Genomic DNA, 26,802 nt, shown 5'->3' with positions numbered 1-26,802 from the left:
TTGCCGTACCGTCGTGACGAGGCGCACAAGGCGGGCTACTCCACCGTCACCGACTTCGCCAGGTTCCGCGGCTGGTCCACCTCATTGCCCCGGGCCGTGGCCAGTTCGCAGGCGAAGACCTGGAGCGGCACGGTCGCGACGAGCGGCTGGAGGAGTGTGGGCGTCGCCGGGATGCGGATCAGATGGTCGGCGTACGGGGCCACCGCCTCGTCGCCCTCCTCCGCGATCACGATCGTGCGCGCGCCCCTCGCCCGGATCTCCTGGATGTTCGACACGATCTTGTCGTGCAGGACCGAGCGCCCGCGCGGCGACGGCACCACGACGACGACCGGCAGGTCCTTCTCGATCAGGGCGATCGGACCGTGCTTCAGTTCGCCCGCCGCGAAGCCCTCGGCGTGCATGTACGCCAGTTCCTTGAGCTTGAGCGCGCCTTCGAGTGCCACCGGGTAGCCCACGTGCCGGCCCAGGAACAGCACCGTGTTCTTGGCGGCGAGCGAGCGCGCGAGTTCCCGTACCGGCTCCATCGTCTCCAGGACGCGCTCGACCTCGCAGGAGATCTTCGACAGGTCGCGGATGACCGCCTGGATCTCGTCGCCCCACTTGGTGCCGCGTACCTGGCCCAGGTACAGGGCCACCAGGTAGCAGGCGACGAGCTGCGTCAGGAACGCCTTGGTCGAGGCGACCGCGACCTCGGGACCGGCGTGCGTGTACAGCACGGCGTCCGACTCGCGGGGGATCGTCGACCCGTTGGTGTTGCAGATCGCCAGCACCTTCGAGCCCTGCTCGCGGGCGTGCCGAAGCGCCATCAGCGTGTCCATGGTCTCGCCGGACTGCGAGATGGCGATGACGAGCGTGCGCGGATCGAGGATGGGGTCCCGGTAGCGGAACTCGCTGGCCAGCTCCACCTCGCAGGGGATCCGCGTCCAGTGCTCGATCGCGTACTTGGCGATCAGCCCGGCGTGGAAGGCGGTCCCGCAGGCCACGATCACGACCTTGTCGACCTCTCGCAGCTCGGCTGCGGAGATGCGCAGCTCGTCGAGCGTGAGAGAACCGGCCGCGTCGATCCGGCCCAGGAGTGTGTCGGCGACCGCCTTGGGCTGCTCGGCGATCTCCTTGAGCATGAAGTAGTCGTAGCCGCCCTTCTCGGCGGCCGAGGCGTCCCAGTCGACGTGGTACGAGCGGACGTCGGCGGGACGGCCGTCGAATCCCGTGACGGTCACACCGTCCCGGCGCAGCTCCACCACCTGGTCCTGGCCCAGTTCGACCGCCGAGCGGGTGTGGGCGATGAACGCGGCCACGTCCGAGGCGAGGAACGCCTCGCCCTCGCCGACGCCCACCACGAGCGGCGAGTTCCGCCGTGCGCCCACGACCACGTCCGGGTCGTCGGCGTGGACCGCGACCAGCGTGAACGCGCCCTCCAGCCGGCGGCACACCAGCCGCATCGCCTCCGCGAGGTCCGCGCAGGAGGAGAACTCCTCGGCCAGCAGATGCGCCACGACCTCGGTGTCCGTCTCGGACGCGAGGGTGTGGCCGCGCTCCTGCAGTTCGGCCCGCAGTACGGCGAAGTTCTCGATGATCCCGTTGTGGACCACGGCGACGCGGCCCGCGTTGTCGAGGTGCGGATGGGCGTTCGCGTCGGTCGGGCCGCCGTGGGTCGCCCACCGGGTGTGCCCGATGCCGGTGCTGCCGGCCGGCAGTGGCCGGTCGACCAGTTCCTTCTCCAGGTTGACCAGCTTGCCGGCCTTCTTGGCCGCGGCCAGGCCGCCGTCCGCGAGCACGGCGATGCCCGCCGAGTCGTAGCCCCGGTACTCCAGCCGCTTCAGTCCTGCCACGACCACGTCGAGCGCCGACTGCGGTCCCACGTATCCCACGATTCCGCACATGCGGGGCAGCCTACGTGCCGGGCGGCGCCCGAAACCGCCGCCGCGTGCCCGAAATCGGAAATTCCCACCGGGGTACGAAGGTGTCCGGCCGCCGGGGCCGGCGACCGACAGGGCCGGCGACTGACAGGGTGGGTAGCCGGCCGGGCCGGCGGCCGACCGGAGCCGGCGGCCAGTCCGGCCCCGGCGATCAGCCCAGTTTCGCGAGCTGTGCCTGGAGGATCTCCGCGGGGAAGGCGAAGTCCTTGCCGGAGACGGCCGAGGCGAAGTTGACGGCGGGGATCAGGACGAGGGTGGCTCCCTTGCGGGCGGCCACGGCCTTGACCGGCATCTTCCCGTCCTCCCCGGCGTCCACGAGCAGCGTCACGGCGAGCGCCTCGTCCGCCCCCTCGGGCGCCTTGGTCGTCGTCACCTTGAGGATCTTGGTCTTCTCGCCCGCCGCGGTGTAGGTGAAGCCGCCGGCACACTTCCCGGCGGCCGCGGTCAGGTCCTTCACCGCCTGCTCGGCCCCGCCGTTCTCGTAGGACGCCAGGGTCAGCTGGACCTTCGCCACATCGAGGGCCGCGAGCATGGCGTCCTCGGCGGAGGCGTCGGCCGCGGGCTTCTTCGGGGTGTCGGTCCAAGCGCGCTTGGCCGTGGCGGCGGGCTTGCCCACGTAGCTGCCGGACTGCAGGAGCGCGAGCGGCGTGCAGGCCGCGTCCTCGGACTTCACCTTGTCCTGCGCGATGTCGTCCTTCGCGGGCACCTTCGTGGCAACCTTGCCGCTCTTGACGTCCTGCTGGGCGAGCGCGGCCTTCTCCAGGTCGGCGGACGTCAGGGCCTTGGCGGGCGCCGCGGAGGCGGTCGCGGTGGCGGTGGCGCCGGCCTGGGCGCCCTTGCCGTCGCCGCCCTTGTCCCCGCCGTCGGAGGAGCCGCCGCAGGCGGTGGCGAGGAGGGCGAGAGTGGCGGCGGAGGCGGCGAGGGCCGCGCGGCGGACGGCGATGGATCTCACGGGTGAACGCTCTCTTTTCTTCGGTGCGCCGCGGCGATTCCTCGGCTTTGCCCGGACTTTACGCGATCATGCCACTGGCGTTGATCATGGATGGGACGGTCGGTACCCAACCGTGACGGCGCCGTGATCCGCAGGGCCCGGGACCCGTCCGGCGTGACGGACTCCACCCGCCGCCCGGGGCGAACTCCGTTAACAATGGACTGTGATCTCTCCGGTCTCCTCGATGCCCCGGAGCGCCCACCGGTCCCGGCCGGAGGCGACTCCCTACGTCGACCTCACCCGTGCCGAGTGGAGCGCGCTGCGCGACAAGACGCCGCTGCCGCTGACCGCCGAGGAGGTCGAGAAGCTGCGCGGCCTGGGCGATGTCATCGACCTCGACGAGGTGCGGGACATCTATCTGCCGCTGTCCCGGCTCCTGAACCTGTACGTGAAGGCGACGAACGGGCTCAGAGACGCCCTGAACACCTTCCTGGGCGAGCGGCGCTCCCAGTCCGGCACCCCGTTCGTGATAGGCGTCGCGGGGTCCGTGGCGGTGGGCAAGTCCACCGCCGCCCGCCTCCTGCAGGCCCTCCTCTCCCGCTGGCCCGAGCACCCGCGTGTGGAACTGGTCACCACGGACGGCTTCCTGCTGCCCACCAAGGAGCTGCAGGCCCGCGGGCTGATGTCGCGGAAAGGTTTCCCCGAGTCGTACGACCGCCGTGCGCTCACCCGTTTCGTCGCCGACATCAAGGCCGGCAAGGACGAGGTGACGGCCCCCGTCTACTCCCATCTGATCTACGACATCCTCCCGGACCGGAAGCTCACGGTCCGGCGCCCGGACATCCTGATCGTCGAGGGCCTGAACGTGCTCCAGCCCGCCCTCCCGGGCAAGGACGGCCGCACCCGCGTGGGTCTCGCGGACTACTTCGACTTCAGCGTGTACGTCGACGCCCGTCCCGAGGACATCGAAGGCTGGTATCTGAGCCGGTTCAGGAAGCTCCGGCAGACCGCCTTCCAGGACCCGTCGTCGTACTTCCGCAAGTACACCCAGGTCTCCGAGGAGGAGGCGCTGGACTACGCCCGCACGATGTGGCGGACCATCAACGGGCCCAACCTGCTGCAGAACGTGGCCCCGACCCGGGGCCGCGCCACCCTGGTCCTGCGCAAGGGCCCGGACCACAAGGTGCAGCGGCTGAGCCTGCGCAAGCTGTAGGACCGGGGGTCCGCGGGCCGGGGCGGCCTGTTAGAAAGGGCGGCATGCTGCATCTGCGCCTGATCGCCCCGGCCGAGCACACCGACGACGTGGTGCGTCTGATCGAGCGGACGGTCGGTACCGCCCACCTCGCCGTGCTGCCGGGCGCCGCCCGCAACCCCGCCGGGGACGTCGTGATGTGCGACGTCGCGCGCGAGTCGGCCGACGAACTGATCGGCGGGCTCAGGGAGCTGGGCCTGGACGAGAGCGGTTCGATCGCGGTCGAGAACATCGACCTGTCGCTGTCCCGGCGGGCCGAGAAGGCCGAGCAGGAGGCGCCGGGTGAGGGGGCGGACGCGGTGCTGTGGGAGCACCTGGCGGACGCGACGCACGAGGAGTCGACGCTGTCGGTCACCTACGTCGCCTTCCTCATGCTCGCCACGATGATCGCGGCCTGCGGCGTCGTCCTCGACAACGCGATCCTGATCGTGGGGGCGATGGCGGTGGGCCCGGAGTTCGGCCCGCTGGCGGGGCTGAGCACCGCTCTCGTACGGCGGGCGCCGCGGCTGGCCCTGCGCTCGCTGGCGGCGCTGCTGGTGGGCTTCGCGGCGGCCATGCTGGTGACGGTCGGCTTCACCTACTTCATGGACGCCGTGGACCTGTTCAGCCGGGTCAAGCTGGACGCCGAGCGTCCCAGCACCAACTTCATCTACCGTCCGGACGCGTTCTCGTTCGTCGTCGCGGTCCTCGCGGGCATCGCCGGCACGCTCTCGCTGACGTCGGCGAAGTCGGGCGCGCTGATCGGCGTCGCCATCTCGGTCACCACGGTGCCGGCGGCGGCGAACGCGGCCGTCGCCTTCGCCTACGAGGACTACCGCCAGGCGTGGGGCTCCACCGAGCAGCTCCTGCTGAACCTGCTCGGCATCGTCCTGGCGGGCACGCTCACCCTGCTGGCCCAGAAGTGGCTCTGGACCAGACAGCGTGAACGGGCCCGCAGGGCCGGGGCGTTCCAGCCGGGCGCGTTCTGACCGGCGCGTTCTGACCGGCGCGTTCTGACCGGCGCGTTCTGACCGGGCGCCCGGTGACCGGCGGGTGCTAGCCGAGCGCGGACTTCACCGCGTCCGCGAGGCGCCCCGCGACCGACCTGGCCTGGTCGATGTCGGCGGCCTCGACCATCACCCGCACCAGCGGCTCGGTGCCCGAGGGCCGCAGCAGGACCCGCCCGGTGGAGCCGAGCTCCCGCTCGGCCTCGGCGACGGCGGCGGCCAGGTCCGCGGACGACGCGACACGGGACTTGTCGACGTCCGGCACGTTCACGAGGACCTGCGGCAGCCGCTCCATCACGGACGCGAGGTCCTTGAGCGTCCTGCCGGTCTCGGCCACCCGCGCCGCCAGCAGCAGGCCGGTCAGCGTGCCGTCGCCGGTGGTGGCGTGGTCGAGGGCGATGACATGGCCGGACTGCTCACCGCCGAGGGTGTAGCCCTTGTCCTTCATCTCCTCCAGGACGTACCGGTCGCCGACGGCGGTCTGCACGAGCTTGAGCCCCTCGCGCTCCAGGGCGAGCTTGAAGCCGAGGTTCGACATGACGGTCGCGACGACGGTGTCGGAGCGCAGCACGGAACGCTCCCGCATCGCCAGCGCGAGCACGGCCAGGATCTGGTCGCCGTCCACCGTCTCACCCGTGTGGTCCACGGCGAGGCAGCGGTCGGCGTCGCCGTCGTGCGCGATGCCGAGGTCGGCGCCGTGCTCGACGACGGCCGCGCGCAGCCGGTCCAGGTGGGTGGAGCCGCAGCCGTCGTTGATGTTGAGCCCGTCCGGCTCGGCGCCGATCGTGACGACCTGCGCGCCCGCGCGGGTGAACGCCTCGGGCGAGACCCGGGCGGCGGCGCCGTGCGCCTCGTCGAGGACGATCCTGAGCCCGTCGAGCCGGTTCGGGAGGGCGTCCAGGAGGTGGGCCACGTACTGGTCGAAGCCCTCCTCGTACGCCTTCACCCGGCCCACCCCGGAGCCCGTGGGCCGGTCCCAGGGGGCGCCGGTGCGGTGCTCCTCGTACACGGCCTCGATCCGGTCCTCCAGTTCGTCGGCGAGCTTGTGCCCGCCGCGGGCGAAGAACTTGATGCCGTTGTCGGGCATGGCGTTGTGGCTGGCGGAGAGCATCACGCCGAGGTCGGCGCCGAGCGCGCCGGTCAGGTGGGCGACGGCCGGGGTGGGCAGCACGCCGACGCGCAGCACGTCCACTCCGGCGCTGGCCAGACCGGCGACCACGGCGGCCTCCAGGAACTCCCCGGACGCGCGGGGGTCCCGCCCGACGACCGCCCTCGGCCGGTGGCCCTCGAACGTGCCCGCCTCGGCGAGCACGTGGGCCGCCGCCACGGAGAGCCCGAGTGCCATCTCGGCCGTCAGGTCCGCGTTGGCGACACCGCGCACGCCGTCCGTGCCGAAGAGTCGTCCCACTGTCTGTCCTCCGAACTTGCTGCGAATGTGCGGCTCATGCCGAGTGTCCGGACAGCGACCGGTTACGTACATGGGTCACCCGGACCTCGCCTTCAGGACCTGTTCCCGGTCCCCGTCCCGGGACTGCCGGAATTGCTCCATAAGCCCGTGTTGAGCAACCATCCCCCGTAAACGAACCGCCCCGGCGGCACAGAGCGTGCAGCCGGGGCGATACGGGCTTGCGGCAGGCGCGGACGCCTGCGGCCAGCGGACGCGTCAGCGCTTGCTGTACTGCGGCGCCTTGCGGGCCTTCTTCAGACCGGCCTTCTTGCGCTCGACCGCACGGTCGTCGCGGCGCAGGAAGCCGGCCTTCTTCAGCGGGCCGCGGTTGTTGTCGACGTCCGCCTCGTTCAGCGCGCGGGCGACACCCAGACGGAGCGCACCGGCCTGGCCGGAGACACCGCCACCGGCGATGCGGGCGATGACGTCGTAGCGGCCCTCCAGCTCGAGCACCTTGAAGGGCTCGTTGACTTCCTGCTGGTGCACCTTGTTCGGGAAGTAGTCCTCGAGGGTGCGACCGTTGATCTTCCACTTGCCGGAGCCCGGAACGATCCGGACGCGGGCGATGGCGTTCTTGCGGCGGCCCAGGCCGGCGGCGGGCTGGGGCTCACCGAAACGGGAGGCGAGGGACTCGGAGGTGTACTCGCCCTCCAGCGGAACCTCGGTCTCGGTGGTGTAGCTGTCGATGTCAAGCTCTTCGAGCGGCTGCTCGGCAGTGGTCTCGGCCACGATGCTCCTCAGATTCTCTTCGGTCTTAGGGGGTGGCCGGACTTACTGCGCGACCTGGCTGATCTCGTACGGCACCGGCTGCTGGGCGGCGTGCGGGTGCTGGTCGCCCGAGTAGACCTTCAGCTTCGAGAGCATCTGACGGCCCAGGGAGTTCTTGGGGAGCATGCCCTTGACGGCCTTCTCCACGGCCTTCTCCGGGTTCTTCGCCAGCAGGTCGTCGTAGCGGACCGAGCGCAGACCGCCCGGGTAACCGGAGTGGCGGTACGCCATCTTCTGGGTCCGCTTGTTGCCGGACAGGTGGACCTTGTCCGCGTTGATGATGATGACGAAGTCGCCGGTGTCCACGTGGGGCGCGTAGATCGGCTTGTGCTTGCCGCGCAGAAGTGTGGCGGCGGTGGTGGCCAGACGGCCCAGGACGACGTCCTGAGCGTCGATGACGTGCCACTGACGTGTCACATCGCCGGGCTTGGGGCTGTACGTACGCACGGTTCGTAGCCTTCGCTTCTTCAGTGAGGTTCCTGACAAGGTCACCGAAGACGATCACGACAGCCCTGACCGCACCGCGGTGACGCAAACCGCGTGCTGGTCGCTGGTCATCGGCCCGGTGGACCGGTGTAAGGGCCCCTCACGTGAGAATGAGCAAGCCAATACACATAACGAACAGCCAGGATAACGGGGGCGCCCGGACGGGTCAAAACGGCGGTGCCGCCGCTCCGCGGGCACCCAGGGGGTCACCGCGTGCGTCCGGCCGCCGACGAGGGGTGCCGGCGAACGGGACGACCCCGGCCCGGACGGCCGCACACGGGCGGAGGGGGAGATTCCCGTACAGGCCCCGCAAAGCCCCGGCTCCCCGGGTTTCCCGGCTCTACGGGCCGGCACAAGGCGGCCCGTGCCCCGTCTAAGATGCGCCGCATGAGTTATGGGCAGGGGGGGCCTCAGTGGGATCCCTGGAAACCGAGTTCCCAGCAGCCACCGTGGGAAAGCCAGAGCGGCACCCCGGACTGGGCCGCGCTCGCCGAGGCCTCGGAGGCGCGCAACAGGCGCCGCCGCCTGCTGCTGATCCTGGGCGGCGCCCTGGCCACGGTCGCGGTGGGCACCGCCGTCGCCGTGGCGGTCGTGTCCGCGAACGGCGACGCCCGGGCGTCGGACAAGCCCACCCGTGACCTGCCCGGCACGGCGGACATCCCCAGCCAGAGCGCCGACGCCGATCCGTCGTTCGCGCCGACCTCGGCCCCTCCCCCGCTGGACCCGATGGACTTCATCTCCAGCGCGGCGAAGGACACCGCCCCCATCAGCGCGAACACGCTCTTCCCCGGCACCCAGCTGACCATGGGCACGAACGTCTACAAGAAGGGCCCCACGGCCTCCACGACGAAGTGCGCGTCGGCCGTGCGCGGGACGCTGCCCGCGGTGCTCACCAAGAACGGCTGCACCCGCGTCATGCGCGCCACGTACACCAAGGACGGCGTCGCGGTGACGGCCGGCGTGGCCCTCTTCGACACCGCGGCACAGGCGACGAAGGCCAAGCAGCAGGCGGACGGCAAGAGCATCCTCGCCTCGCTGACCGGTCAGGGGGTGCCGACGTTCTGCCGTACGGCGGTCTGCCGCTCCACCACCAACTCCTACGGCCGCTACGCCTACTTCACGCTCGCCGGCTTCACCGACGGCAAGGACGTGACGGCCAAGGACGCGAAGGTCTTCGCGGCCGGCGACGACCTGGCGGAGTTCGCGTTCCGCCAGATCCGCCGCCGCGGCGAGGCCCAGGCGTCGGCGGCGTCCAACCGGTAGCCGAGCCGACCCCCTCGCCCCCGGCAAAGGCGTCAACCGGGGCGGAAATCAGAGCACGGGCGCGAGGGGATGGGAACCGACGTATGCATGTGCGAGGACGGCTTCGGCTCATCGGCGCGGGCGCGACGGCCGCGCTGCTCGGCCCGGCGGCCCTGTGGGCGCTCTCGCCGGGGGACGCCGCACAGCGGCCGCCACTCGTCCCCACCGACCTGCGCGAGCGGGACCCGGAGGCGACGTCCGCCGCACGCGAGGTCTACGCGCTGCTGGCCGGCCTGGAGAACGACGCCCGCCAGGGCCGGCCCAGCCGCACGGTGATCGGGCAACACGTGGAGCTGCACAACGAGCGGTACAACACGCGGTACGGCGACCACCGGGGCGCCAAGCCTCCGGGCTACTACTACCGCAAGGCCAGGGACATCACCGGCCGCCTGCCCGCCTTCGTCGAACTGGACCTGGGGCCGGGCTACGGGCAGCCCGGCTGGGCGGTCGGTGAGACACGCTCCTACTCCCGCGCCTGGCCGAGCTGCCGCCGCGTGTGGGGTTACGTCGAGGACGCCGTTGACCTCGCCGTGGGTGTGTGGGCTGGGCTGCCCCGGACGGCCGACGGCTCGTACCGCCCTTCCGGCACGCACATCGAGTGCGCCTCCGGCATGGAGGTCGCCCTGCCTCACAACGGCGGCGCCCCGGCCGGCTTCGTCGGGTTCTCCTTCCACCAGCCCTATCCGGGCAGCGCTGTCAAGGGCTTCCCGCAGGCCCTGTGCCGCAATTCGCCCGCCGCGAAGGACCCCGGCTGGTTCGGCCGAGTGGTCACCGAGGGCACGGCGGAGCACCGCGCCCTGATGCACGACCTCAGTTTCCTCGCCGACCATCTGGGCTACCTGGCCGACCGGGGCGTGCCGGTGCTGTTGCGGCCGTACCACGAGATGAACGCGGCGCCCGGCCACGGGTTCTGGTGGGCGGGGCAGGATCCGGCCGCGTACCGGAAGCTGTGGCGGCTGACGTACGACTTCCTGGTGCGGCGCCGAGGTCTGCACAACCTGATCTTCGTCTGGGCGCCGAACTCCTGGGACGGCTCCTACGGACGGACGCCCTGGGACTACTACCCGGGTGACGACCGTGTCGACGTCGTGGGCGTCGACGACTACAGCGGGAGCCCGGCCCGGCCGTTCGGCGGCGGCGCCTGGACCGAGGTCTGGTACCGCGGTCTGGAGCGCTACGCCAGGCCCCGCATCGTCGCCGAGTCCTTCGACGTACCGCTCAACGCACATCAGCCCCGGACCCTGACCCGCACGCCGTGGGTGCTGTGGACGGTGTGGGGTCAGGCGCTGACGTACGAGAACGTGTCCGAGCCGCGCCACAGGAACACTCCGGACGACGTGAAGCGGACCTACGGCTCCCCCCGAGTGTTGACCGCCGACGACTGGAGATCACCGGACAAGAACTCGCTTGGTTAAATTTTGAACACGCAACACTCACACCACTTCCTCGCCCTGGCACATACGTGTAAGGATCAGGCTTATATTCGGCCAGTGGTTTGGGCGCCCGGGGGGGCATCTGAGCGGCGAGTGGCCGAGACGCCGATGAAGGCGTCGGGGGGCAGGGAACCCGAAGTGGACGTCACGGTGCGCGTTGCATGCCGTGACAGAGATCGCTGCTGCCTTGACGCACCGTCCGATCTCACAGGAGTTCCGCAGTCGTCATGGCACCGACATTTGTCGACGGGGGTATGCCGCATTCGCGGCACAACACCAAGCTGGCGAAACGTACCGCCGCGTGGCGGCCAGGCGTCCTGCCGTTCCTGATCCCACTGGTGTTCCTGACTGTCTTCAGCTTGTGGTCGTACACCCCGAGCGACTCGCCACTGGCGTGGTTGATCACCATCTGCTGGGCTCTTCCAGTGCCCGGCGTACTCGTGTCGATTCAGGGTTTCATGCTCATCCGCCGCCGGATCCGCAAAGCCCATCTGATGACCCCGCCCGCCCCCGTGGAGCAGGACTTCCTGATCGTGCTCGTGCCCACCATCGGGCGCCACGACACTTACCCGGCCCTGGAGCGCTCCGTCCTCTCCTACGTGGAACACCTGCCGGAGTGGTTTCCGTACATGCGCGTGGATGTCCTCACCGAGGAGGGTTGTGAGGCCGCTGAACGGATCGACGAGCTGGCCGCGACCAGCCACCTGATCCGCGTGGTCACGGTCCCGAAGGTCTACCAGACCAAGAACGGCACCCGTTTCAAGGCCCGCGCCAACAACTACGCCCACGAACTGCGGATCGAGGAGGGCGAGACTCTCGAGCACGTGTGGGTCCTGCACATGGACGACGACACCGGTGTCGGCCCCGACACCGCCGCGTCCCTCGCCCAGTTCATCAACCGCCAGCGCCGGGCGACTCCCGAAGAGGTCAAGCACATGGCGCAGGGCATCCTCACCTACCCGCGTGAGAACGCGGTGAGCCTGGTGACCTGGTTCGCCGACGCCATCCGTCCCGCCGACGACATCGCGCGGTTCCGCGCCTTCACCGGCCTGGGCACCCCGGCCGCCGGTGTGCACGGCGAGCTCCTGGTCGTCCGCGCCTCCATCGAGGCCGAGATCGGCTGGGACTTCGGTCCCAAGGAGATCGTCGAGGACGCCCGGCTGGCCCTCACCTTCTGCCGCCTCTACCCGGGCCGCAGCGACTGGTTCAACGGTCGCTGCTACGGCGCCTCACCGGCCAACACCAAGGACTTCATCAAGCAGCGCGAGCGCTGGGCCTGGGGCCTGGTCGCCCTCTGCTTCAACCGCAAGGTGCCGCTGCGCTACCGCTGGTTCCTGACCATCTGCGTGACCAGCTGGATCCTCGGCCCACTGCAGCACGTCGGCACGATCCTGTTCGTGGCCTGGTTCATCGGCGACATGAACACCTCGCCTGTGACCCAGTCGGTCGTCCTGCTGTGGTCCATCAGCTTCGCCTACGTGATCTGGGCGTACTGGGAAGGACTGCGGCTCAACGCGATCGCCTCGGTGAACGGCAGGCGCAAGTGGTGGGAACCCATGGCCGTCCTCCTCATGCTGCCCTACTTCTCCCTCATCGAAGGGATCGGCGGCATCAAGGGGCTGTGGAAGTTCATCCGCCGTGAGGAGAACAAGTTCGTCGTCATCGCCAAGCCCGCCTGACCCGGAAGAGATCACACACCCATGAAACGCGCACGCCTGCCCATGCTCGCCGTGCTCCCCGTCACCGTCATCTCCTTCGTGATCGCTGTCCCGGTCATGATCGGCGACCACCCACTGCAATGGTCTTCCGGCTCGCTCATGCCCCATCTGGTGCTCGACGGCAAGGAACACACCCAGCCGACCGGCTCCAAGGGCGGCGACGGCAAGACCTCCGCGGCTGCCACGCCGACCCCCGAGGTCGCAAAGGTGGACAAGGAATGGAAGCCGGGCATGCCCCAGTGGGGCGCCCAACTCTACTGGGAGGACAACCCCAAGCACCCCCTCGAGTACATCGAGAAGCAGGCCCGGCTCCACGCGAACTACCTGGTCGGCCTGCACGCCAACTCCGTCGGCCTGTCCTTCCCGTTCTTCACCGGGAACCGTTCCTCGACGAAGATCAGCAGCGGTGCCAAGACCCCGACGCCCGAGCGGCTCGCTCGTGTCCTGCAGATCTTTCGCGAAGCCGGCCTGCGCACCACCATCCGGCCTCTCATGGACGAGCACTCCCTGCAGTCCGAGGACGGCTGGCGCGGCAACATCAAGCCCGCCGACCGCGGTGCGTGGTTCACCTCCTACGAGAAGTTCGTCACCCCGTATCTGAAGGCTGCGGAGAGCGAGAAGGTGACCACCTTTGTCATCGGCACCGAGTTGAACTCCCTTGAAGGCGACCCCCACTGGGGCACCGTCGTGGACGACGCCGAGAAGCTGTTCAGCGGCGAGGTCGCCTACGACGCCAACTGGGACAACTATGTCCAGGGCCCGGTGACCATGCCGGTCACCCACCTCGGCATCGACGCCTACTTCCCGGTCAAGGTCGACGACGACGCCTCAGTGCAGACCCTGGTTGCCGGCTGGAACCGGTGGCTGGACAGGAAGGCCACCGGCTCCCTGCCCAAGATCACCATCGCCGAGGCCGGCATCGGCGCCATGAAGGGCGCCTACCACGCCCCCGGCGACTTCTACCACAAGCGCACGGTCAACCCCCAGGTGCAGGCCAACTGGTACACCGCCGTCTGCAAGGTCGTCCAGGAACGGAAGATGAGCGGCGTCTACTGGTGGTCGATCTACTTCGACGACGACCCGAACACCAAGCCCGACGACAAGGTCGCCTCCCGGCTCGACTTCGCCGGACGATCCCTCTCCGAGAAGGCGATCAAGACCTGCTTCACCTCCGACTACGCAGGACCCGGGACCACCACCGCTAGCTGACCGAGCGAGGCATTCATGCAGGAAGCCATCATTCTGGTGGGCGGCAAGGGAACTCGCCTGCGCCCCCTGACCAACCACACCCCGAAGCCGCTGCTGGGCGTCGCGGGCTCCTCCTTCATCCGCCACCAGGTGGCCAAGCTGATGGACTCCGGCGTCGAGCACCTGGTGTTCGCCACCTCCTATCTCGCCGGCCTCTTCGAGGAGGAGTTCGGGGACTTCTTCCAGGGCTTGGAGATCTCCTACGCCGTCGAGGAGGTCCCGCTCGGCACGGGCGGGGCGATCCGCAACGCCGGACGGCTGCTGCGCGGCCCGGCCGACGCCCCTGTCCTCGTGCTCAACGGCGACATCCTCTCCGGCGTGGACCTGCGCGCCATCCTGGAACACCACGAGGCTCGGGAAGCGGACGTGACGCTGCACCTCACCCGGGTCACCGACCCCCGTGCCTTCGGCCTCGTCCCCACCGACGCGTCCGGCCGGGTGCTGTCCTTCCTCGAAAAACCCAAGACCCAGGAGGAGTGCGTCACCGACCAGATCAACGCCGGCTGCTACGCCTTCCGCCGGTCCGTCCTCGACGCGATCCCGACCGACCGCGAGGTCTCGGTCGAGCAGGAGACCTTCCCGCAACTCGTCGCCCAGGGGCGGCGCGTGTTCGGCCACATCACGGAGGACTACTGGCGCGACCTCGGTACGCCGCTGGCCTTCGTCCACGGATCCGCCGACCTGGTCACCGGCAAGGCGACCTCGCCCCTGGTCGGGCCGCCCGCCGAAGCGCTGATCCATCCCACAGCCACCGTGGACCCGACCGCCCGCGTCACGGGCGGCTCGACGATCGGCCCGCACGCCGTCATCGGCCCGCGCGTCGTCGTCGACCGCTCCATCATCGGCGCGAACGTCACCGTGGCCGAGGGCGGGCAGATCCACGAGTCCGTGGTCGACCACGACTCCTCGATCGGCCGCGAATCGTTCCTTCGCGAGGTGGTGGTGGGCTGCCACGCGCACATCGGCGCGCAGAACGAGCTGCCCGCCCAGCTGCGGCTGTCGTGCGGCATCTGTATTCCCGCCCTGGGGGTGCGCGTCAGTGGTACGGCTGCCGCCTGCCTGACGGCCCACTGAAGCAGCCAGCCCGACCGGACACAGTTACTGGAGAACCGTGACCAGCCAACCCTCAACGGCCGTCGGCCCGAAGCTTCCGCCCCGGCACCGGTCGGAGCCCCAGCCGCTGGCGACGGATCGCCTGCGCAAGTACCGCCCGGACATCCAGGGCCTGCGTGCCATCGCCATCATGATGGTGGTCGCGATGCACTGCGGCATCCTCGGCATCCACGGCGGCGTCGACGTCAGCTTCGTGCTGAGCGGCTTCCTCATAGGCAGCCAGCTCCTCGGCGAGATCAGCCGGACCGGCAAGGTCTCGCTGGGCAAGTTCTGGGCCCGGCGCTTCCGCCGGCTCGCGCCCGGTGCCGCGCTCACCATCGTGGTCACCGCTGTCTTCTCCTGGATCTTCGCCGGTCCGTTCTCCTTCCGCGACTACATGAGGGACGGCTTCGCCGCCTCGCTGAGCTTCATCAACTGGCAGCTCGCCGAGAACGGCACCGACTACTTCGCCAACGACGGAAGCCAGTCTCCCTACCAGCACTTCTGGTCGCTCGGCATCGAGGAGCAGTTCTACGTCGTCGCGCCGATCGCGCTCGTCGTCGTCGCCTGGCTCAGCCGGGTGCTCACCCGCAGCCGCTTCCTGGTAGGGCTCTTCCTCGTCACCATCATCGCCGGTTCGCTCTATCTCTCGGTCTCCCAGACCAAGACCGACCAGCCGCTCGCCTACTTCGGCACCCAGACCCGTGTGTGGGAGCTGGCCCTCGGTGTCCTCGTCGCCCTCAACGCCAGGCTCCTCTCCCGTATGAACCTGTGGCTCGCGGGCTTCCTCAGCTGGGTCGGCCTCCTCGGCACCGTGGGCACCGCGCTGCTCATCACCGAGGACACCCCGCTGCCCGGCTACGCCGTGGCCGGACCGGTGGTCGGCGCCGCGCTCGTGATCGCCGGTGGCTGCGCCGCACCGCGCCTCGGTGCCGAGAAGCTCCTCGACAACCCGGTCTTCGACTTCATCGGCAACGCCAGCTACAGCTGGTACCTGCTGCACTGGCCGCTGCTCATCCTGTTCCCGGAGATCATCGACCGGGAGTTCGGCTACTCCGACCGCTGGCGGGTGGCGTCGGCCTCCTTCATCCTCGCCGTCTGCATGCACTACCTCATCGAGCGGCGCTTCAAGGCGAACGCCCGCCTGGTCCAGGTGCCGTGGCGGGGCATCCTCATGGGGCTGTCCCTGACCGCCACCGCCGCCATCGCCATGGCCCTCGCCATACGCGTGGTGCCGCTCAACATCGGGGTGCAGGACACGGCCGACGCCGTGGCGAAGGGCTACCAGGGCGCCGCATCCGTCAAGCAGGCGGTGAAGGAACGCGACCACCCGGTGCTCAGTCAGGACGCCCTGCTGAAGGCGCCCGACGACCGCGGCGACCACGGATGTATCGACCAGTTGCTCGTCACCGCGTTCGTCATGCAGGACGACTGCGTGATCGGCGACACCTCGGCCAAGAAGACGATGGTCCTGCTCGGCGACTCGCACGCCTTCCAGTGGGGCAACGCGTTCAACGAACTCGGCCTGAAGCTGCACGTCAAGGTCATCACCGTGATCAAGAGCGGCTGTGCCCCCGAGGAGTACCAGATCACCCGCGAGGACCTCGGGCGCGAGTACACCGAGTGCGCCGCGTGGCGGAAGACCGCCCTGGACAAGATCGACGATCTCCACCCTGACCTCATCGTCGTCACCAGTCGCGTCCAGGGGACCACCACCCGGGCCGGCGCCGACCAGACGTTCAAGCGGCTCCAGGCCAACGGCGCCAAGCTCGTCTACATGACCGACACCCCGCACCCGAACTTCACCGTCCCGGACTGCCTCGCCAAGAACTCCGACGGCGTGGCCGCCTGCTCCCCCAACTCCACAGCCGTGCTCGACTACCCCGAGTTCCGCGAGGCGGAGCGCGAGGAGGCCGAGAAGTACGGGTTCGACGTCATCGACACGATCCCGGCGTTCTGCGCCGACGGCTACTGCCCGGCGGTCATCGGCGGCGAGGTCGTCTACTGGGACTACAGCCACATGGCGGGCGCCTACTCGGCCTCCCTGGAGCCGTACCTGCGGCCCTACTTCGAGGAATACCTGGCGGCCTGACCCGCCGCCCGCACCGACCGAGGGGCCCGCGGCGACGACCGGCCCGACCGGCCTGCATTCCGTCACCCGGATCTCATCCAGGTGACGGAATGCAGGCCGGCCGTCAGGACCTCTGCAGCACTTCTAGCCGCAGCACCCGCCCCGCAGCGGCAGGGACCGCTTGTTCCGTGCCTCCCTGCTCCGGGCGGCCAGCAGTTCGTCGGCCGGGTAACCGACCTCCTCCAGCGTCAGCCCGTGCGGACGTACGACGTGCACGGCCGAGTCCCGTACGCCGGCGTCCAGCACCTTTCCCGGCCAGTCGGGCGCTCGATGCCCGTCCCCCACGAACAGCAGCGCCCCGATCAGCGACCGCACCATGTTGTGGCAGAAGGCGTCCGCGCGGACGGTGGCGGTGATGATCCCGTCGCCGCCGCGCACCAGGCTCAGCTCCTGGAGCGTACGGATCGTGGTGGCCCCCTCGCGCCGCTTGCAGTAGGCGGCGAAGTCGTGCTCGCCGATCAGCCGCCGGGCCGCCTCGTTCATGGCGTCGACGTCGAGCGGCCAGTCGTGCCACAGCACATGGCCCCGCAGCAGGGGGTCGACCCCGCCCGGGTTGTCGGTGACCCGGTACGCGTACCGCCGCCAGACCGCGGAAAAACGGGCGTTGAAACCGCTGGGCGCCTCCCTGAGGGCCCACACCCGCACATCCTTGGGCAGGCGCCCGGCGAGCCGCTTCAGCAGCTTCCCGCGGTGTTCCGCCCACACCTCCCGTGGCAGATCGACATGCGCGACCTGTCCCCGCGCGTGCACCCCGGCGTCGGTGCGGCCGGCCACGGTCAGCTCGTAGGCCGCGTCCCGGTTCCGGGTGACGGTGCGCAGGGCGTCCTCGATCTCCGCCTGGACGGTCCGTCTGCCGCCGGCCTGCTTGGCCCAGCCGTGGAAGCCGCTGCCGTCGTAGGAGAGGTCGAGGCGGACGCGGATGTCACCGGGCTGTACTTCGTCACTCACGTAAGAGATCCTCCCAGGTACGCGAAAGCGGGCCCGTCCCGAGGGACGGACCCGCTCAGCGTTCGGCGGTGCCTCAGGCGTCCTCGGACTCCCCGGCGGCCTCCGCGGCCGGAGCCTCGGTGGCCTCCTCCGCCTTGGCGGTCTCGGCCTCCTTGACGGCGCGCTTGGTCGCCGCCTCGGCCTCGCCGACCGCCTTCTGCTGCACCGTCAGCGCCTCGACCAGCTCGATGACGGCCATGGGCGCGTTGTCGCCACGGCGGTTGCCGATCTTGGTGATGCGGGTGTAGCCACCGGGCCGGTTCTCGTAGCGCGGGCCGATCTCGGTGAAGAGCGTGTGGACGATGCTCTTGTCCGTGATGACCTGGAGCACCTGGCGGCGGTTGTGAAGGTCGCCCTTTTTCGCCTTGGTGATCAGACGCTCCGCGTACGGGCGCAGGCGGCGGGCCTTCGCCTCGGTGGTGGTGATACGACCGTGCTCGAACAGCGACTTCGCGAGGTTCGCGAGGAGCAGCTTCTCGTGCGCGGCACTGCCGCCCATACGGGCACCCTTGGTGGGCTTCGGCATCGTGTTTCTCCTAGGTGTCTGCCCCGGCCGTGTCAGGTACCGGAGTCAGTATCCGAGCGGGCGGTCGCCCGTCGGAGATCCGGGCGAACCCGGAGGTCTGGCGGCGGGGTGCACAGGTGCACCCCGCGGGTGCGGGGCCGCGGCCCCGCCCGTCCCCCGGCCCGGAAGCCGGAGGCGTCGGGCACCGTCCCCCACCTCCCGGCCGGAAGGCCGGTGCATGAGGCACAGCCCCGTCCCGGCCCGAGAGCCGGAGTGCGGGCAGCGGTCCCTCCCGTCCGGCCCGGGGGCCGGAGGACCGGGCACGCCGCCCCGCGTCGTTCCGGCCCGAGAGCCGGGTTTCCGGGACCGAGGTCCCGGGGCCCGGGGGCACAGCCCCGGAGAATCGTCCCGGCGAGGCGGGGAAACCCCGCCCCGCCGGTGGCGATCAGTACTGCTCGGTCTCGACGAACCCGGCGTCCGCGTCGTCGTCGGCGCCGAAGGCGTCCGCGGCGGCGGTCGGGTCGAATCCGGGCGGGCTGTCCTTCAGGGCCAGGCCCATGCCGGCCAGCTTCGCCTTGACCTCGTCGATGGACTTCGCGCCGAAGTTGCGGATGTCCAGCAGGTCCGCCTCGGAGCGGGCCACGAGCTCGCCCACCGAGTGGATGCCCTCGCGCTTGAGGCAGTTGTAGGAGCGGACGGTGAGCTCCAGCTCCTCGATCGGCAGCGCCAGGTCGGCGGCGAGGGCGGCGTCCGTCGGGGACGGACCCATGTCGATGCCCTCGGCGTCGATGTTCAGCTCGCGGGCGAGGCCGAACAGCTCGACCAGGGTCTTGCCCGCCGACGCCATGGCGTCACGCGGACGCATGGCCTGCTTGGTCTCGACGTCGACGATCAGCTTGTCGAAGTCGGTGCGCTGCTCGACACGGGTCGCCTCGACCTTGTAGGTGACCTTGAGAACCGGCGAGTAGATCGAGTCGACCGGGATACGGCCGATCTCCTGGCCCACCTGCTTGTTCTGCACGGCGGAGACATAACCGCGACCGCGCTCGACGGTCAGCTCCATCTCCAGCTTGCCCTTGCCGTTGAGCGTGGCGAGGACGAGGTCGGGGTTGTGCACCTCGACACCGGCCGGGGGCGCGATGTCGGCGGCGGTGACGAGACCCGGGCCCTGCTTGCGCAGGTACATCACGACCGGCTCGTCGTGCTCGGAGGAGACGACCAGCTGCTTGATGTTGAGGATCAGGTCGGTGACGTCCTCCTTGACGCCCGGCACGGTGGTGAACTCGTGCAGAACGCCGTCGATGCGGATGGACGTGACCGCCGCACCCGGGATCGAGGAGAGGAGCGTACGACGCAGGGAGTTGCCGAGGGTGTAGCCGAAGCCCGGCTCCAGCGGCTCGATCACGAACCGGGAGCGGAACTCGTCGACGACCTCTTCGGTCAACGAGGGACGCTGAGCGATCAGCATGTGTGGATCAGATCCTTCAGTCGTGGGCGCCCGCTATATGACACCCGACGGACCGCACCGAAAGAGTGCGGGTACTGCAAGGGTACGGGCGGTACGACCCGAACACGGAGCGTACCGCCCGAATCCTGCCAGGCAGGCCGTGCCTCAGACGCGGCGGCGCTTCGGCGGACGGCAGCCGTTGTGCGGGGTCGGGGTGACGTCCTGGATGGAGCCGACCTCCAGGCCCGTGGCCTGGAGGGAACGGATCGCGGTCTCACGACCGGAACCCGGGCCCTTCACGAAGACGTCGACCTTGCGCATGCCGTGCTCCTGGGCACGGCGCGCGGCCGACTCGGCGGCCATCTGCGCGGCGAACGGCGTGGACTTCCGGGAGCCCTTGAAGCCGACGTGGCCGGCGGAGGCCCAGGAGATCACGTTGCCGGACGGGTCCGTGATCGAGACGATCGTGTTGTTGAACGTGCTCTTGATGTGCGCGTGGCCGTGAGCGACGTTCTTCTTTTCCTTGCGGCGCACCTTCTTGGCAGCGCCCTGACGTCCCTTGGGGGGCATCCTCTATCTCCTAGGGAGGTGGTCGGTCCTACAGCGAAGACCGTGGACAGGTGTCCGCTGCGGACTACTTCTTGCCCGGCTTCTTCTTGCCGGCGATGGCGCGACGCGGACCCTTGCGGGTGCGAGCGTTGGTGCTGGTGCGCTGGCCGCGGACGGGAAGACCGCGACGGTGCCGCAGGCCCTGGTAGCAGCCGATCTCGACCTTGCGGCGGATGTCGGCCTGGATCTCGCGACGGAGGTCACCCTCGGTCTTGACGTTGTTGTCGACGTACTCGCGGATCGCGATCAGCTGCTCCTCGGAGAGGTCACGAACACGAGTGTTCGGGTCCACACCGGTGGCGGCCAGCGTCTGCTGGGAGAGGGTCCGGCCGATGCCGAACACGTAGGTGAGGGCGACCTCCACGCGCTTGTCGCGCGGGATGTCAACACCGGAAACGCGTGCCATTCAATGGCTCCAGTTGATCTTCGGAGGTCTTCCGCAGAACCGTTTCCCAGCCGCCGTACGAGGTACGGACTGGGTCCCCGGCCTCCGAACCGGGGGTGTCAGACCTGATGGATCAGGCCCGGGTCCTGCGTATGAACATGTTGCTCGCGTCGCGCGAATCCCTGCGAGTCGCAGAGGGTGCGGTCGTGCGTCAGCCCTGGCGCTGCTTGTGGCGCGGGTTCTCGCAGATGACCATGACCCGGCCGTGACGGCGGATCACCCTGCACTTGTCGCAGATCTTCTTGACGCTCGGCTTGACCTTCATGGGATGTGAGGTTCTCCGGGTCAGTGCCACCACCCCGTGGAGACGGGGCAAGGGCAAGATCTACTTGTACCGGTAGACGATCCGGCCACGCGTCAGGTCGTACGGAGACAGCTCCACCACGACCCGGTCGTCAGGGAGGATGCGGATGTAGTGCATGCGCATCTTGCCGCTGATGTGTGCCAGGACCTGGTGGCCGTTCTGGAGCTCGACCTTGAACATGGCGTTCGGCAGAGACTCGACGACAGTGCCCTCGATCTCGATGGCACCTTGCTTCTTGGCCACGCTTCGCCCTTCGAATCGACTACCTTGATCGGCCGCGCGCCCCGCATGCGGACATGCGAATGCACGAGAGCCGACGAGTCAGTCTACGCCAGGGCCCCCGGAAAGACGAATCGAGGAAGTCTGCCCCGAGCCCGGGATCACTATGCAAGGGGGTCGGGAGCGGCCGTGACCCCGTACTCGGCGAGCTTGGCCCTGCCGCCGTCGGGCGCGGTGAGGACCAGCGGGCCCCGCTCGGTCAGCGCGACGGAGTGCTCCCAGTGCGAGGACCAGGTGCCGTCGGTGGTGATGACGGTCCAGTCGTCCTGGAGGACCCGCGTCTTCGGCGTCCCGAGCGACACCATCGGCTCGATGGCGAGGCAGAACCCGGGCACCAGCTTCGGCCCCTTGCCGCGCCGTCGGTCCACATAGTTCAGCAGGTGGGGGTCCATGTGCATCTCGGTGCCGATGCCGTGCCCGCCGTAGTCCTCGACGATCCCGTAGCGCCCGCCGCCCGGCTTCGGCTGCCGGCGGATGTACGTCTCGACGGCCCGCGAGACGTCGACCAGCCGGTTGCCCTGCCGCATCGCCGCGATGCCGGCCCACATGGACTCCTCGGTCACCCGGGACAGCTCGACCAGCTCCGGAGCGTGACCGGACCCCACGAACGCGGTGAAGGCGGCGTCGCCGTGCCAGCCGTCCACGATCGCGCCCGCGTCGATGGAGATGATGTCGCCGTCCTTGAGGACGACCTCCGCGGACGGGATGCCGTGCACCACGACCTCGTTCACCGACGTGCAGATGGTGGCGGGGAAGCCGCCGTACCCCAGGAAGTTCGACTTCGCCCCGTGCTCGTCGAGCACCTCGCGCGCGACCTCGTCCAGGTCCTTCGTCGTGGCACCCGGCACGGCAGCCTCGCGCGTGGCCGCGTGCACGGCCGCCACCACCAGCCCGGCCTCACGCATCTTGGCGATCTGCTCGGGGGTCTTGATCTGCACCATGGGGGCTGCGGCCTTTCTGGACCGGAGAGGGGACGGACTACATCAACGATACGGGCGGACGGGCGTTCCCTGTCCGCCCACGGCTCGGCCGCGGTCCCCTCGGGGAACCGCGGCCTGAGAGCGGCAGTGATGCCGACGTACGACTAGTTGTCGTCCGTCTTCTGGCTGAGCGCCTCCATCGCGCGCCCGGTGACCTCGTCCACCTTGCCCAGCGCCGAGATGGTGATCACCAGACCCTGCGCCTTGTAGTAGTCGATGATCGGCTCGGTCTGCGTGTGGTAGACCTCCAGCCGCTTGCGCACGGTGTCCTCGGAGTCGTCGTCCCGCTGGTACAGCTCGCCGCCGCAGACGTCGCAGACGCCCTCCTGCTTCGGCGGCTTGTAGGAGACGTGGAAGACGTGTGCCGACTCGTTGCGGCAGACGCGGCGGCCCGCGATGCGCTTGACCACCTCGTCCTCGGGGACCTCCAGGTCGAGCACCGCGTCCAGCTTCATGCCGCCGGTCTTGAGCGTCTCGTCCAGCGCCTGGGCCTGCGAGACGTTGCGCGGGAAGCCGTCGAGCAGAAAGCCGTTCTCGGCGTCCGGCTGCTCCATGCGGTCCTTGGCCATCGCGATGGTGACCTCGTCGGGAACCAGGTTGCCCGCGTCCATGTAGGACTTCGCCAGCTTGCCGAGCTCCGTCTGCTGGCTGATGTTGGCGCGGAACAGGTCACCCGTGGAGATGTGCGGGATCGACAGGTTCTCGGCGAGGAACGCGGCCTGCGTTCCCTTGCCTGCACCGGGCGGCCCGACGAGGACGATTCGCATCAGCGGAGGAACCCTTCGTAATTGCGCTGCTGAAGCTGGCTCTCGATCTGCTTCACCGTCTCAAGACCGACACCCACGATGATCAGGATGCTGGTCCCGCCGAACGGGAAGTTCTGGCTTGCCCCGAAGCCAACCAACGCCATTGTCGGTACGAGAGCGATCAGACCCAGGTACAGCGAACCCGGCCAGGTGATCCGGTTGAGCACGTACGAGAGGTACTCAGCGGTGGGCCTACCGGCCCGGATGCCCGGGATGAAGCCACCATACTTCTTCATGTTGTCCGCGACTTCCTCGGGGTTGAACGAGATCGCCACATAGAAGAACGCGAAGAACACGATGAGCAAGAAGTACAAAGTGATGTAAATCGGGTGATCGCCCTTGACCAGGTTCTGCTGGATCCAGGTCTTCCAGCCCGAGTTGCCGCTCGAGAACTGAGCGATCAGCGCCGGGATGTAGAGCAGCGACGATGCGAAGATGACGGGAATCACACCCGCCTGATTCACCTTCAACGGGATGTACGTGGACGTACCACCGTAGGAGCGGCGGCCGATCATGCGCTTCGCGTACTGGACGGGGACGCGCCGCTGGGCCTGCTCCACGAAGACCACCAGGCCGACCATGACCAGGCCGACGGCGATGACGGTGCCGAACTCGATCCAGCCGCCGGCCAGGTTGCCCTGCTTCTTGATGGCCCACAGCGCGGACGGGAACGTCGCGGCGATCGAGATGAACATCAGGATCGACATGCCGTTGCCGATGCCGCGGTCGGTGATCAGCTCACCGAGCCACATGACGACGGCCGTACCGGCGGTCATGCAGACGACCATCGTGATGGTGGTGAAGATCGACTGGTCCGGGACGATCGAGGTCGCCACCGGGCAGCCCTGGAACAGGGCGCCGCTGCGGGCGGTGGCCACCAGACCGGTGCCCTGGAGGATCGCCAGCGCCACCGTCAGGTAACGGGTGTACTGCGTGATCTTCGCCGTACCCGCCTGGCCCTCCTTCTTCAGGGCCTCCAGGCGCGGGATGACCACGGTCAGCAGCTGGAGAATGATGCTCGCCGTGATGTACGGCATGATGCCCAGGGCGAAGACCGTGATCTGCAGCAGCGCGCCGCCGCTGAACATGTTGACCAGACCGAACAGGCCCTGGTTGCCCTTGGCGACGTCGATACAGGTCTGGACGCTCTTGTAGTCGACGCCCGGGATCGGGATGTGTGTACCGGCCCGGTACACCGCGATGATGGCGAGCGTGAAGAGCAGCTTCTTGCGCAGGTCGGGCGTCCTGAACGCCCGGGCGAACGCGGTGAGCACGGTGCCTCCTGCGACCCCCGCGCAACTGCGTCAAGGGTGACGGTCTTGAGTTCCGACTGAACAACGACTTGGGTAACGGTCGACTGCCGCCCCGAGTGCCCGTACCGCGGCACCCTGTGAAAGTTGGCAGTCCAAGCCACCTTACCGGCGGCACCGCTTCCCTTGGAACGACCAACCGGGGATACCCCAAATGTGGGGTATCCCCGGTCGGGATCGTTCAGGTCATCGAGACGCCCGAAGGTTTCAGACGAGCTCGGTGACGGTACCGCCGGCGGCGGTGATCTTCTCCTTGGCGGAGCCGGAGACGGCGTCGACCGTCACCTGCAGCGCCACGGAGACCTCGCCCTGGCCGAGCACCTTGACGAGGCTGTTCTTGCGAACGGCCCCCTTGGCGACCAGGTCCGCGACCGTGACCTCGCCGCCCTCGGGGTAGAGGGTGGCGAGCTTGTCCAGGTTCACGACCTGGTACTCGGTCTTGAACGGGTTCTTGAAGCCCTTCAGCTTCGGGAGGCGCATGTGCAGCGGCATCTGGCCGCCCTCGAAGCGCTCCGGAACCTGGTAGCGGGCCTTCGTGCCCTTGGTACCACGACCGGCCGTCTTACCCTTCGACGCCTCACCACGACCGACGCGGGTCTTGGCGGTCTTGGCGCCCGGGGCGGGACGGAGGTTGTGGATCTTGAGCGGGTTCTGCTCCGCCATGATCAGTCGACCTCCTCGACCGTCACGAGGTGGCGGACGGTGTGCACCATGCCGCGGAACTCGGGACGATCCTCCTTGACGACCACGTCGCCGAGCCGCTTCAGGCCGAGCGAGCGCAGGGTCTCACGGTGGTTCTGCTTGCTGCCGATGTACGACTTCACCTGGGTGATCTTGAGCTGTGCCATCACGCACCCGCCCCGGCACGCGCACGCAGCAGGGCCGCGGGGGCGACGTCCTCGAGCGGCAGACCGCGGCGGGCCGCGATCTCCTCGGGACGCTGCAGGCCCTTGAGGGCCTCCACGGTCGCGTGCACGATGTTGATCGCGTTGTCGGAGCCGAGCGACTTCGACAGCACGTCGTGGATACCGGCGCACTCGAGCACGGCACGCACCGGGCCACCGGCGATCACACCGGTACCGGGCGACGCGGGCTTGAGCAGCACGACGCCGGCAGCCTTCTCACCCTGGATCGGGTGCGGGATGGTGCCCTGGATCCGGGGGACCTTGAAGAAGTGCTTCTTGGCCTCCTCGACGCCCTTGGCGATGGCGGCCGGCACCTCCTTGGCCTTGCCGTATCCGACACCCACGGTGCCGTCACCGTCGCCCACCACGACCAGCGCGGTGAAGCTGAAGCGACGACCACCCTTCACAACCTTGGCGACGCGGTTGATCGCGACGACGCGCTCAACGTACGCGGTCTTCTCGGCGGCAGCAGCGCCGCCGTCACGGCCCTTCCGGTCCCGCCGCTCGCCGCCACCGGCACCGCCACCGCGGCGCTGGGGTCCAGCCATTGGATTTACCTCTCTCTTTTCCGCTAGCTACGGCGGCTCAGAACCTGAGCCCGGCTTCGCGGGCGGCGTCCGCCAGGGCGGCGATGCGCCCGGCGTACTGGTTGCCACCACGGTCGAACACGACGGCCTCGACACCGGCGGCCTTGGCACGCTCGGCGACCAGGGCGCCGACCTGCTTGGCCTGCGCGGACTTGTCGCCCTCGCCGCCGCGGATCGACGCGTCCAGGGTGGACGCCGACGCCAGGGTGTGGCCCTTCAGGTCGTCGATCACCTGCGCCACGATGTGGCGGTTGGAGCGGGTCACGACCAGACGGGGGCGCTCCGCCGTACCCTCGATCCGCTTGCGGATCCGGATGTGGCGGCGCTTGATCGCGGCGCGCTTGTAGGCGTCGCCCTTGAGGATCTTCTGCCCGTATGCCATGGCTTACTTACCCGCCTTTCCGACCTTGCGGCGGATGACTTCGCCCTCGTACTTGACGCCCTTGGCCTTGTACGGGTCGGGCTTGCGCAGCTTGCGGATGTTGGCCGCAACCTCGCCGACCTTCTGCTTGTCGATGCCCTCGACCTGGAAACGGGTCGGGGTCTCCACCTTGAAGGTGATGCCCTCGGGCGCCTCGACGGTGATCGGGTGGCTGTAGCCGAGCGCGAACTCCAGGTTCGAGCCCTTGGCGGTCACGCGGTAACCGACACCGCTGATCTCGAGCTTCTTCACGTAACCCTGGGTCACGCCGGTGATCATGTTCGCCACCAGCGTGCGGGACAGGCCGTGCAGGGCCTTGTTCTGACGCTCGTCGTTGGGGCGGGTCACCTGGAGGGTGCCGTCCTCGCCCTTGACGACCTCGATCGGCGCGGCGACGGTGTGGGTCAGCTCGCCCTTGGGGCCCTTGACCGCGACCGTACGGCCGTCGATGGTGACGTCCACGCCGGCGGGAACCGCGATGGGGAGCTTGCCGATGCGCGACAT

The 26,802-nt window shown here is 69.1% G+C and carries 28 protein-coding genes; 8 read left to right on the top strand and 20 right to left on the bottom strand.

Annotated features, from left to right (window positions below; translation table 11 throughout):
- Positions 1-35 precede the first annotated feature (35 nt).
- Together glmS and ACZ79I_RS23950 are read right to left on the bottom strand one after the other, a co-directional pair.
- A complete protein-coding gene (gene glmS / locus ACZ79I_RS23955; RefSeq protein ID WP_471499516.1) occupies positions 36-1,883 on the bottom strand; it encodes a glutamine--fructose-6-phosphate transaminase (isomerizing) in 1,848 nt (615 codons plus the stop codon).
- A 187-nt stretch (positions 1,884-2,070) separates the two neighbouring features.
- Complete coding sequence (locus tag ACZ79I_RS23950) at positions 2,071-2,871, bottom strand: hypothetical protein (protein WP_471499515.1); 801 nt, start codon at positions 2,869-2,871, stop codon at positions 2,071-2,073.
- Between the two features lie 223 nt (positions 2,872-3,094).
- Between ACZ79I_RS23950 and coaA the strand changes: the two genes are divergently transcribed.
- Together coaA and ACZ79I_RS23940 are read left to right on the top strand one after the other, a co-directional pair.
- The gene (gene coaA / locus ACZ79I_RS23945; RefSeq protein WP_471505175.1) at positions 3,095-4,063 is read left to right on the top strand and encodes a type I pantothenate kinase; all 969 of its coding nucleotides are present in this window, start codon (positions 3,095-3,097) and stop codon (positions 4,061-4,063) included.
- Positions 4,064-4,107: 44 nt separating this feature from the next.
- Complete coding sequence (locus ACZ79I_RS23940) at positions 4,108-5,070, top strand: DUF389 domain-containing protein (RefSeq protein WP_471499514.1); 963 nt, start codon at positions 4,108-4,110, stop codon at positions 5,068-5,070.
- Positions 5,071-5,137: 67 nt separating this feature from the next.
- On the opposite strand, the gene glmM is transcribed toward ACZ79I_RS23940, so the two are convergent.
- The 3 genes from glmM to rplM all read right to left on the bottom strand — a co-directional run bounded on the left by glmM (position 5,138) and on the right by rplM (position 7,750).
- A complete protein-coding gene (gene glmM / locus ACZ79I_RS23935) occupies positions 5,138-6,496 on the bottom strand; it encodes a phosphoglucosamine mutase (RefSeq protein ID WP_471499513.1) in 1,359 nt (452 codons plus the stop codon).
- Between the two features lie 255 nt (positions 6,497-6,751).
- Positions 6,752-7,264 carry a 30S ribosomal protein S9 gene (gene rpsI / locus ACZ79I_RS23930; RefSeq protein ID WP_234513423.1) on the bottom strand — a complete coding sequence of 171 codons (513 nt, stop codon included), beginning with the start codon at positions 7,262-7,264 and terminating at the stop codon, positions 6,752-6,754.
- Positions 7,265-7,306: 42 nt separating this feature from the next.
- Entirely contained in the window at positions 7,307-7,750 is a 444-nt protein-coding gene (gene rplM, locus ACZ79I_RS23925; protein WP_381081532.1) for a 50S ribosomal protein L13, read from the bottom strand.
- A 426-nt stretch (positions 7,751-8,176) separates the two neighbouring features.
- On the opposite strand from rplM, the gene ACZ79I_RS23920 reads away from it, so the two are divergent.
- From ACZ79I_RS23920 to ACZ79I_RS23895, 6 genes are all read left to right on the top strand, one after another.
- The gene (locus ACZ79I_RS23920) at positions 8,177-9,052 is read left to right on the top strand and encodes a hypothetical protein (protein WP_471499512.1); all 876 of its coding nucleotides are present in this window, start codon (positions 8,177-8,179) and stop codon (positions 9,050-9,052) included.
- Positions 9,053-9,135: 83 nt separating this feature from the next.
- Entirely contained in the window at positions 9,136-10,506 is a 1,371-nt protein-coding gene (locus ACZ79I_RS23915; protein ID WP_471499511.1) for a glycosyl hydrolase, read from the top strand.
- A gap of 476 nt (positions 10,507-10,982) precedes the next feature.
- Positions 10,983-12,203: a glycosyltransferase family 2 protein gene (locus ACZ79I_RS23910; RefSeq protein ID WP_471499510.1), complete on the top strand. Its 1,221-nt coding sequence runs from the start codon at positions 10,983-10,985 to the stop codon at positions 12,201-12,203.
- A gap of 21 nt (positions 12,204-12,224) precedes the next feature.
- Positions 12,225-13,451 (top strand): glycoside hydrolase family 113, encoded by a 1,227-nt coding sequence (locus ACZ79I_RS23905; protein WP_471499509.1) that lies wholly within the window; start codon positions 12,225-12,227, stop codon positions 13,449-13,451.
- A 15-nt stretch (positions 13,452-13,466) separates the two neighbouring features.
- Positions 13,467-14,564 (top strand): mannose-1-phosphate guanylyltransferase, encoded by a 1,098-nt coding sequence (manB, locus tag ACZ79I_RS23900; RefSeq protein WP_471499508.1) that lies wholly within the window; start codon positions 13,467-13,469, stop codon positions 14,562-14,564.
- Positions 14,565-14,601: 37 nt separating this feature from the next.
- Complete coding sequence (locus ACZ79I_RS23895) at positions 14,602-16,674, top strand: acyltransferase family protein (protein ID WP_471499507.1); 2,073 nt, start codon at positions 14,602-14,604, stop codon at positions 16,672-16,674.
- 123 nt (positions 16,675-16,797) lie between these two features.
- Here ACZ79I_RS23895 and truA read toward each other — a convergent pair whose 3' ends face one another.
- The 15 genes from truA to rplF form a co-directional block, all read right to left on the bottom strand.
- Positions 16,798-17,661, bottom strand: a complete 864-nt coding sequence (gene truA / locus ACZ79I_RS23890) for a tRNA pseudouridine(38-40) synthase TruA (RefSeq protein WP_471499506.1) — start codon at positions 17,659-17,661, stop codon at positions 16,798-16,800.
- Between the two features lie 73 nt (positions 17,662-17,734).
- Positions 17,735-18,226 carry a 50S ribosomal protein L17 gene (gene rplQ, locus ACZ79I_RS23885; RefSeq protein ID WP_471499505.1) on the bottom strand — a complete coding sequence of 164 codons (492 nt, stop codon included), beginning with the start codon at positions 18,224-18,226 and terminating at the stop codon, positions 17,735-17,737.
- 424 nt (positions 18,227-18,650) lie between these two features.
- Positions 18,651-19,673, bottom strand: a complete 1,023-nt coding sequence (locus ACZ79I_RS23880; RefSeq protein WP_003966937.1) for a DNA-directed RNA polymerase subunit alpha — start codon at positions 19,671-19,673, stop codon at positions 18,651-18,653.
- Positions 19,674-19,817: 144 nt separating this feature from the next.
- Entirely contained in the window at positions 19,818-20,222 is a 405-nt protein-coding gene (gene rpsK / locus ACZ79I_RS23875) for a 30S ribosomal protein S11 (RefSeq protein WP_003956432.1), read from the bottom strand.
- A gap of 64 nt (positions 20,223-20,286) precedes the next feature.
- Complete coding sequence (gene rpsM, locus ACZ79I_RS23870) at positions 20,287-20,667, bottom strand: 30S ribosomal protein S13 (RefSeq protein WP_471499504.1); 381 nt, start codon at positions 20,665-20,667, stop codon at positions 20,287-20,289.
- 190 nt (positions 20,668-20,857) lie between these two features.
- Positions 20,858-20,971, bottom strand: coding sequence for a 50S ribosomal protein L36 (gene rpmJ / locus ACZ79I_RS23865; protein ID WP_003998809.1), 114 nt, complete (start codon positions 20,969-20,971; stop codon positions 20,858-20,860).
- A gap of 60 nt (positions 20,972-21,031) precedes the next feature.
- Positions 21,032-21,253, bottom strand: coding sequence for a translation initiation factor IF-1 (gene infA, locus ACZ79I_RS23860; protein ID WP_003948620.1), 222 nt, complete (start codon positions 21,251-21,253; stop codon positions 21,032-21,034).
- A 140-nt stretch (positions 21,254-21,393) separates the two neighbouring features.
- The gene (gene map / locus ACZ79I_RS23855; RefSeq protein WP_471499503.1) at positions 21,394-22,230 is read right to left on the bottom strand and encodes a type I methionyl aminopeptidase; all 837 of its coding nucleotides are present in this window, start codon (positions 22,228-22,230) and stop codon (positions 21,394-21,396) included.
- 143 nt (positions 22,231-22,373) lie between these two features.
- Positions 22,374-23,036, bottom strand: a complete 663-nt coding sequence (locus tag ACZ79I_RS23850) for an adenylate kinase (protein ID WP_471499502.1) — start codon at positions 23,034-23,036, stop codon at positions 22,374-22,376.
- Positions 23,036-24,349: a preprotein translocase subunit SecY gene (secY, locus tag ACZ79I_RS23845; RefSeq protein WP_471499501.1), complete on the bottom strand. Its 1,314-nt coding sequence runs from the start codon at positions 24,347-24,349 to the stop codon at positions 23,036-23,038. The genes ACZ79I_RS23850 and secY overlap by 1 nt, the downstream gene beginning before the upstream one ends.
- A 243-nt stretch (positions 24,350-24,592) precedes the next feature.
- Entirely contained in the window at positions 24,593-25,048 is a 456-nt protein-coding gene (gene rplO, locus ACZ79I_RS23840; protein ID WP_471499500.1) for a 50S ribosomal protein L15, read from the bottom strand.
- A gap of 2 nt (positions 25,049-25,050) precedes the next feature.
- Positions 25,051-25,233 (bottom strand): 50S ribosomal protein L30, encoded by a 183-nt coding sequence (gene rpmD, locus ACZ79I_RS23835; protein WP_381081514.1) that lies wholly within the window; start codon positions 25,231-25,233, stop codon positions 25,051-25,053.
- Positions 25,233-25,838, bottom strand: coding sequence for a 30S ribosomal protein S5 (gene rpsE, locus ACZ79I_RS23830; RefSeq protein WP_009190144.1), 606 nt, complete (start codon positions 25,836-25,838; stop codon positions 25,233-25,235). The genes rpmD and rpsE overlap by 1 nt, the downstream gene beginning before the upstream one ends.
- Positions 25,839-25,875: 37 nt before the next feature.
- Positions 25,876-26,259, bottom strand: coding sequence for a 50S ribosomal protein L18 (gene rplR / locus ACZ79I_RS23825; RefSeq protein WP_381081512.1), 384 nt, complete (start codon positions 26,257-26,259; stop codon positions 25,876-25,878).
- Between the two features lie 3 nt (positions 26,260-26,262).
- A complete protein-coding gene (gene rplF / locus ACZ79I_RS23820; protein ID WP_471499499.1) occupies positions 26,263-26,802 on the bottom strand; it encodes a 50S ribosomal protein L6 in 540 nt (179 codons plus the stop codon).

It is taken from the genome of Streptomyces sp. PSU-S4-23 (assembly GCF_055632315.1).
This window is presented reverse-complemented; position numbering and strand designations above follow the sequence as displayed.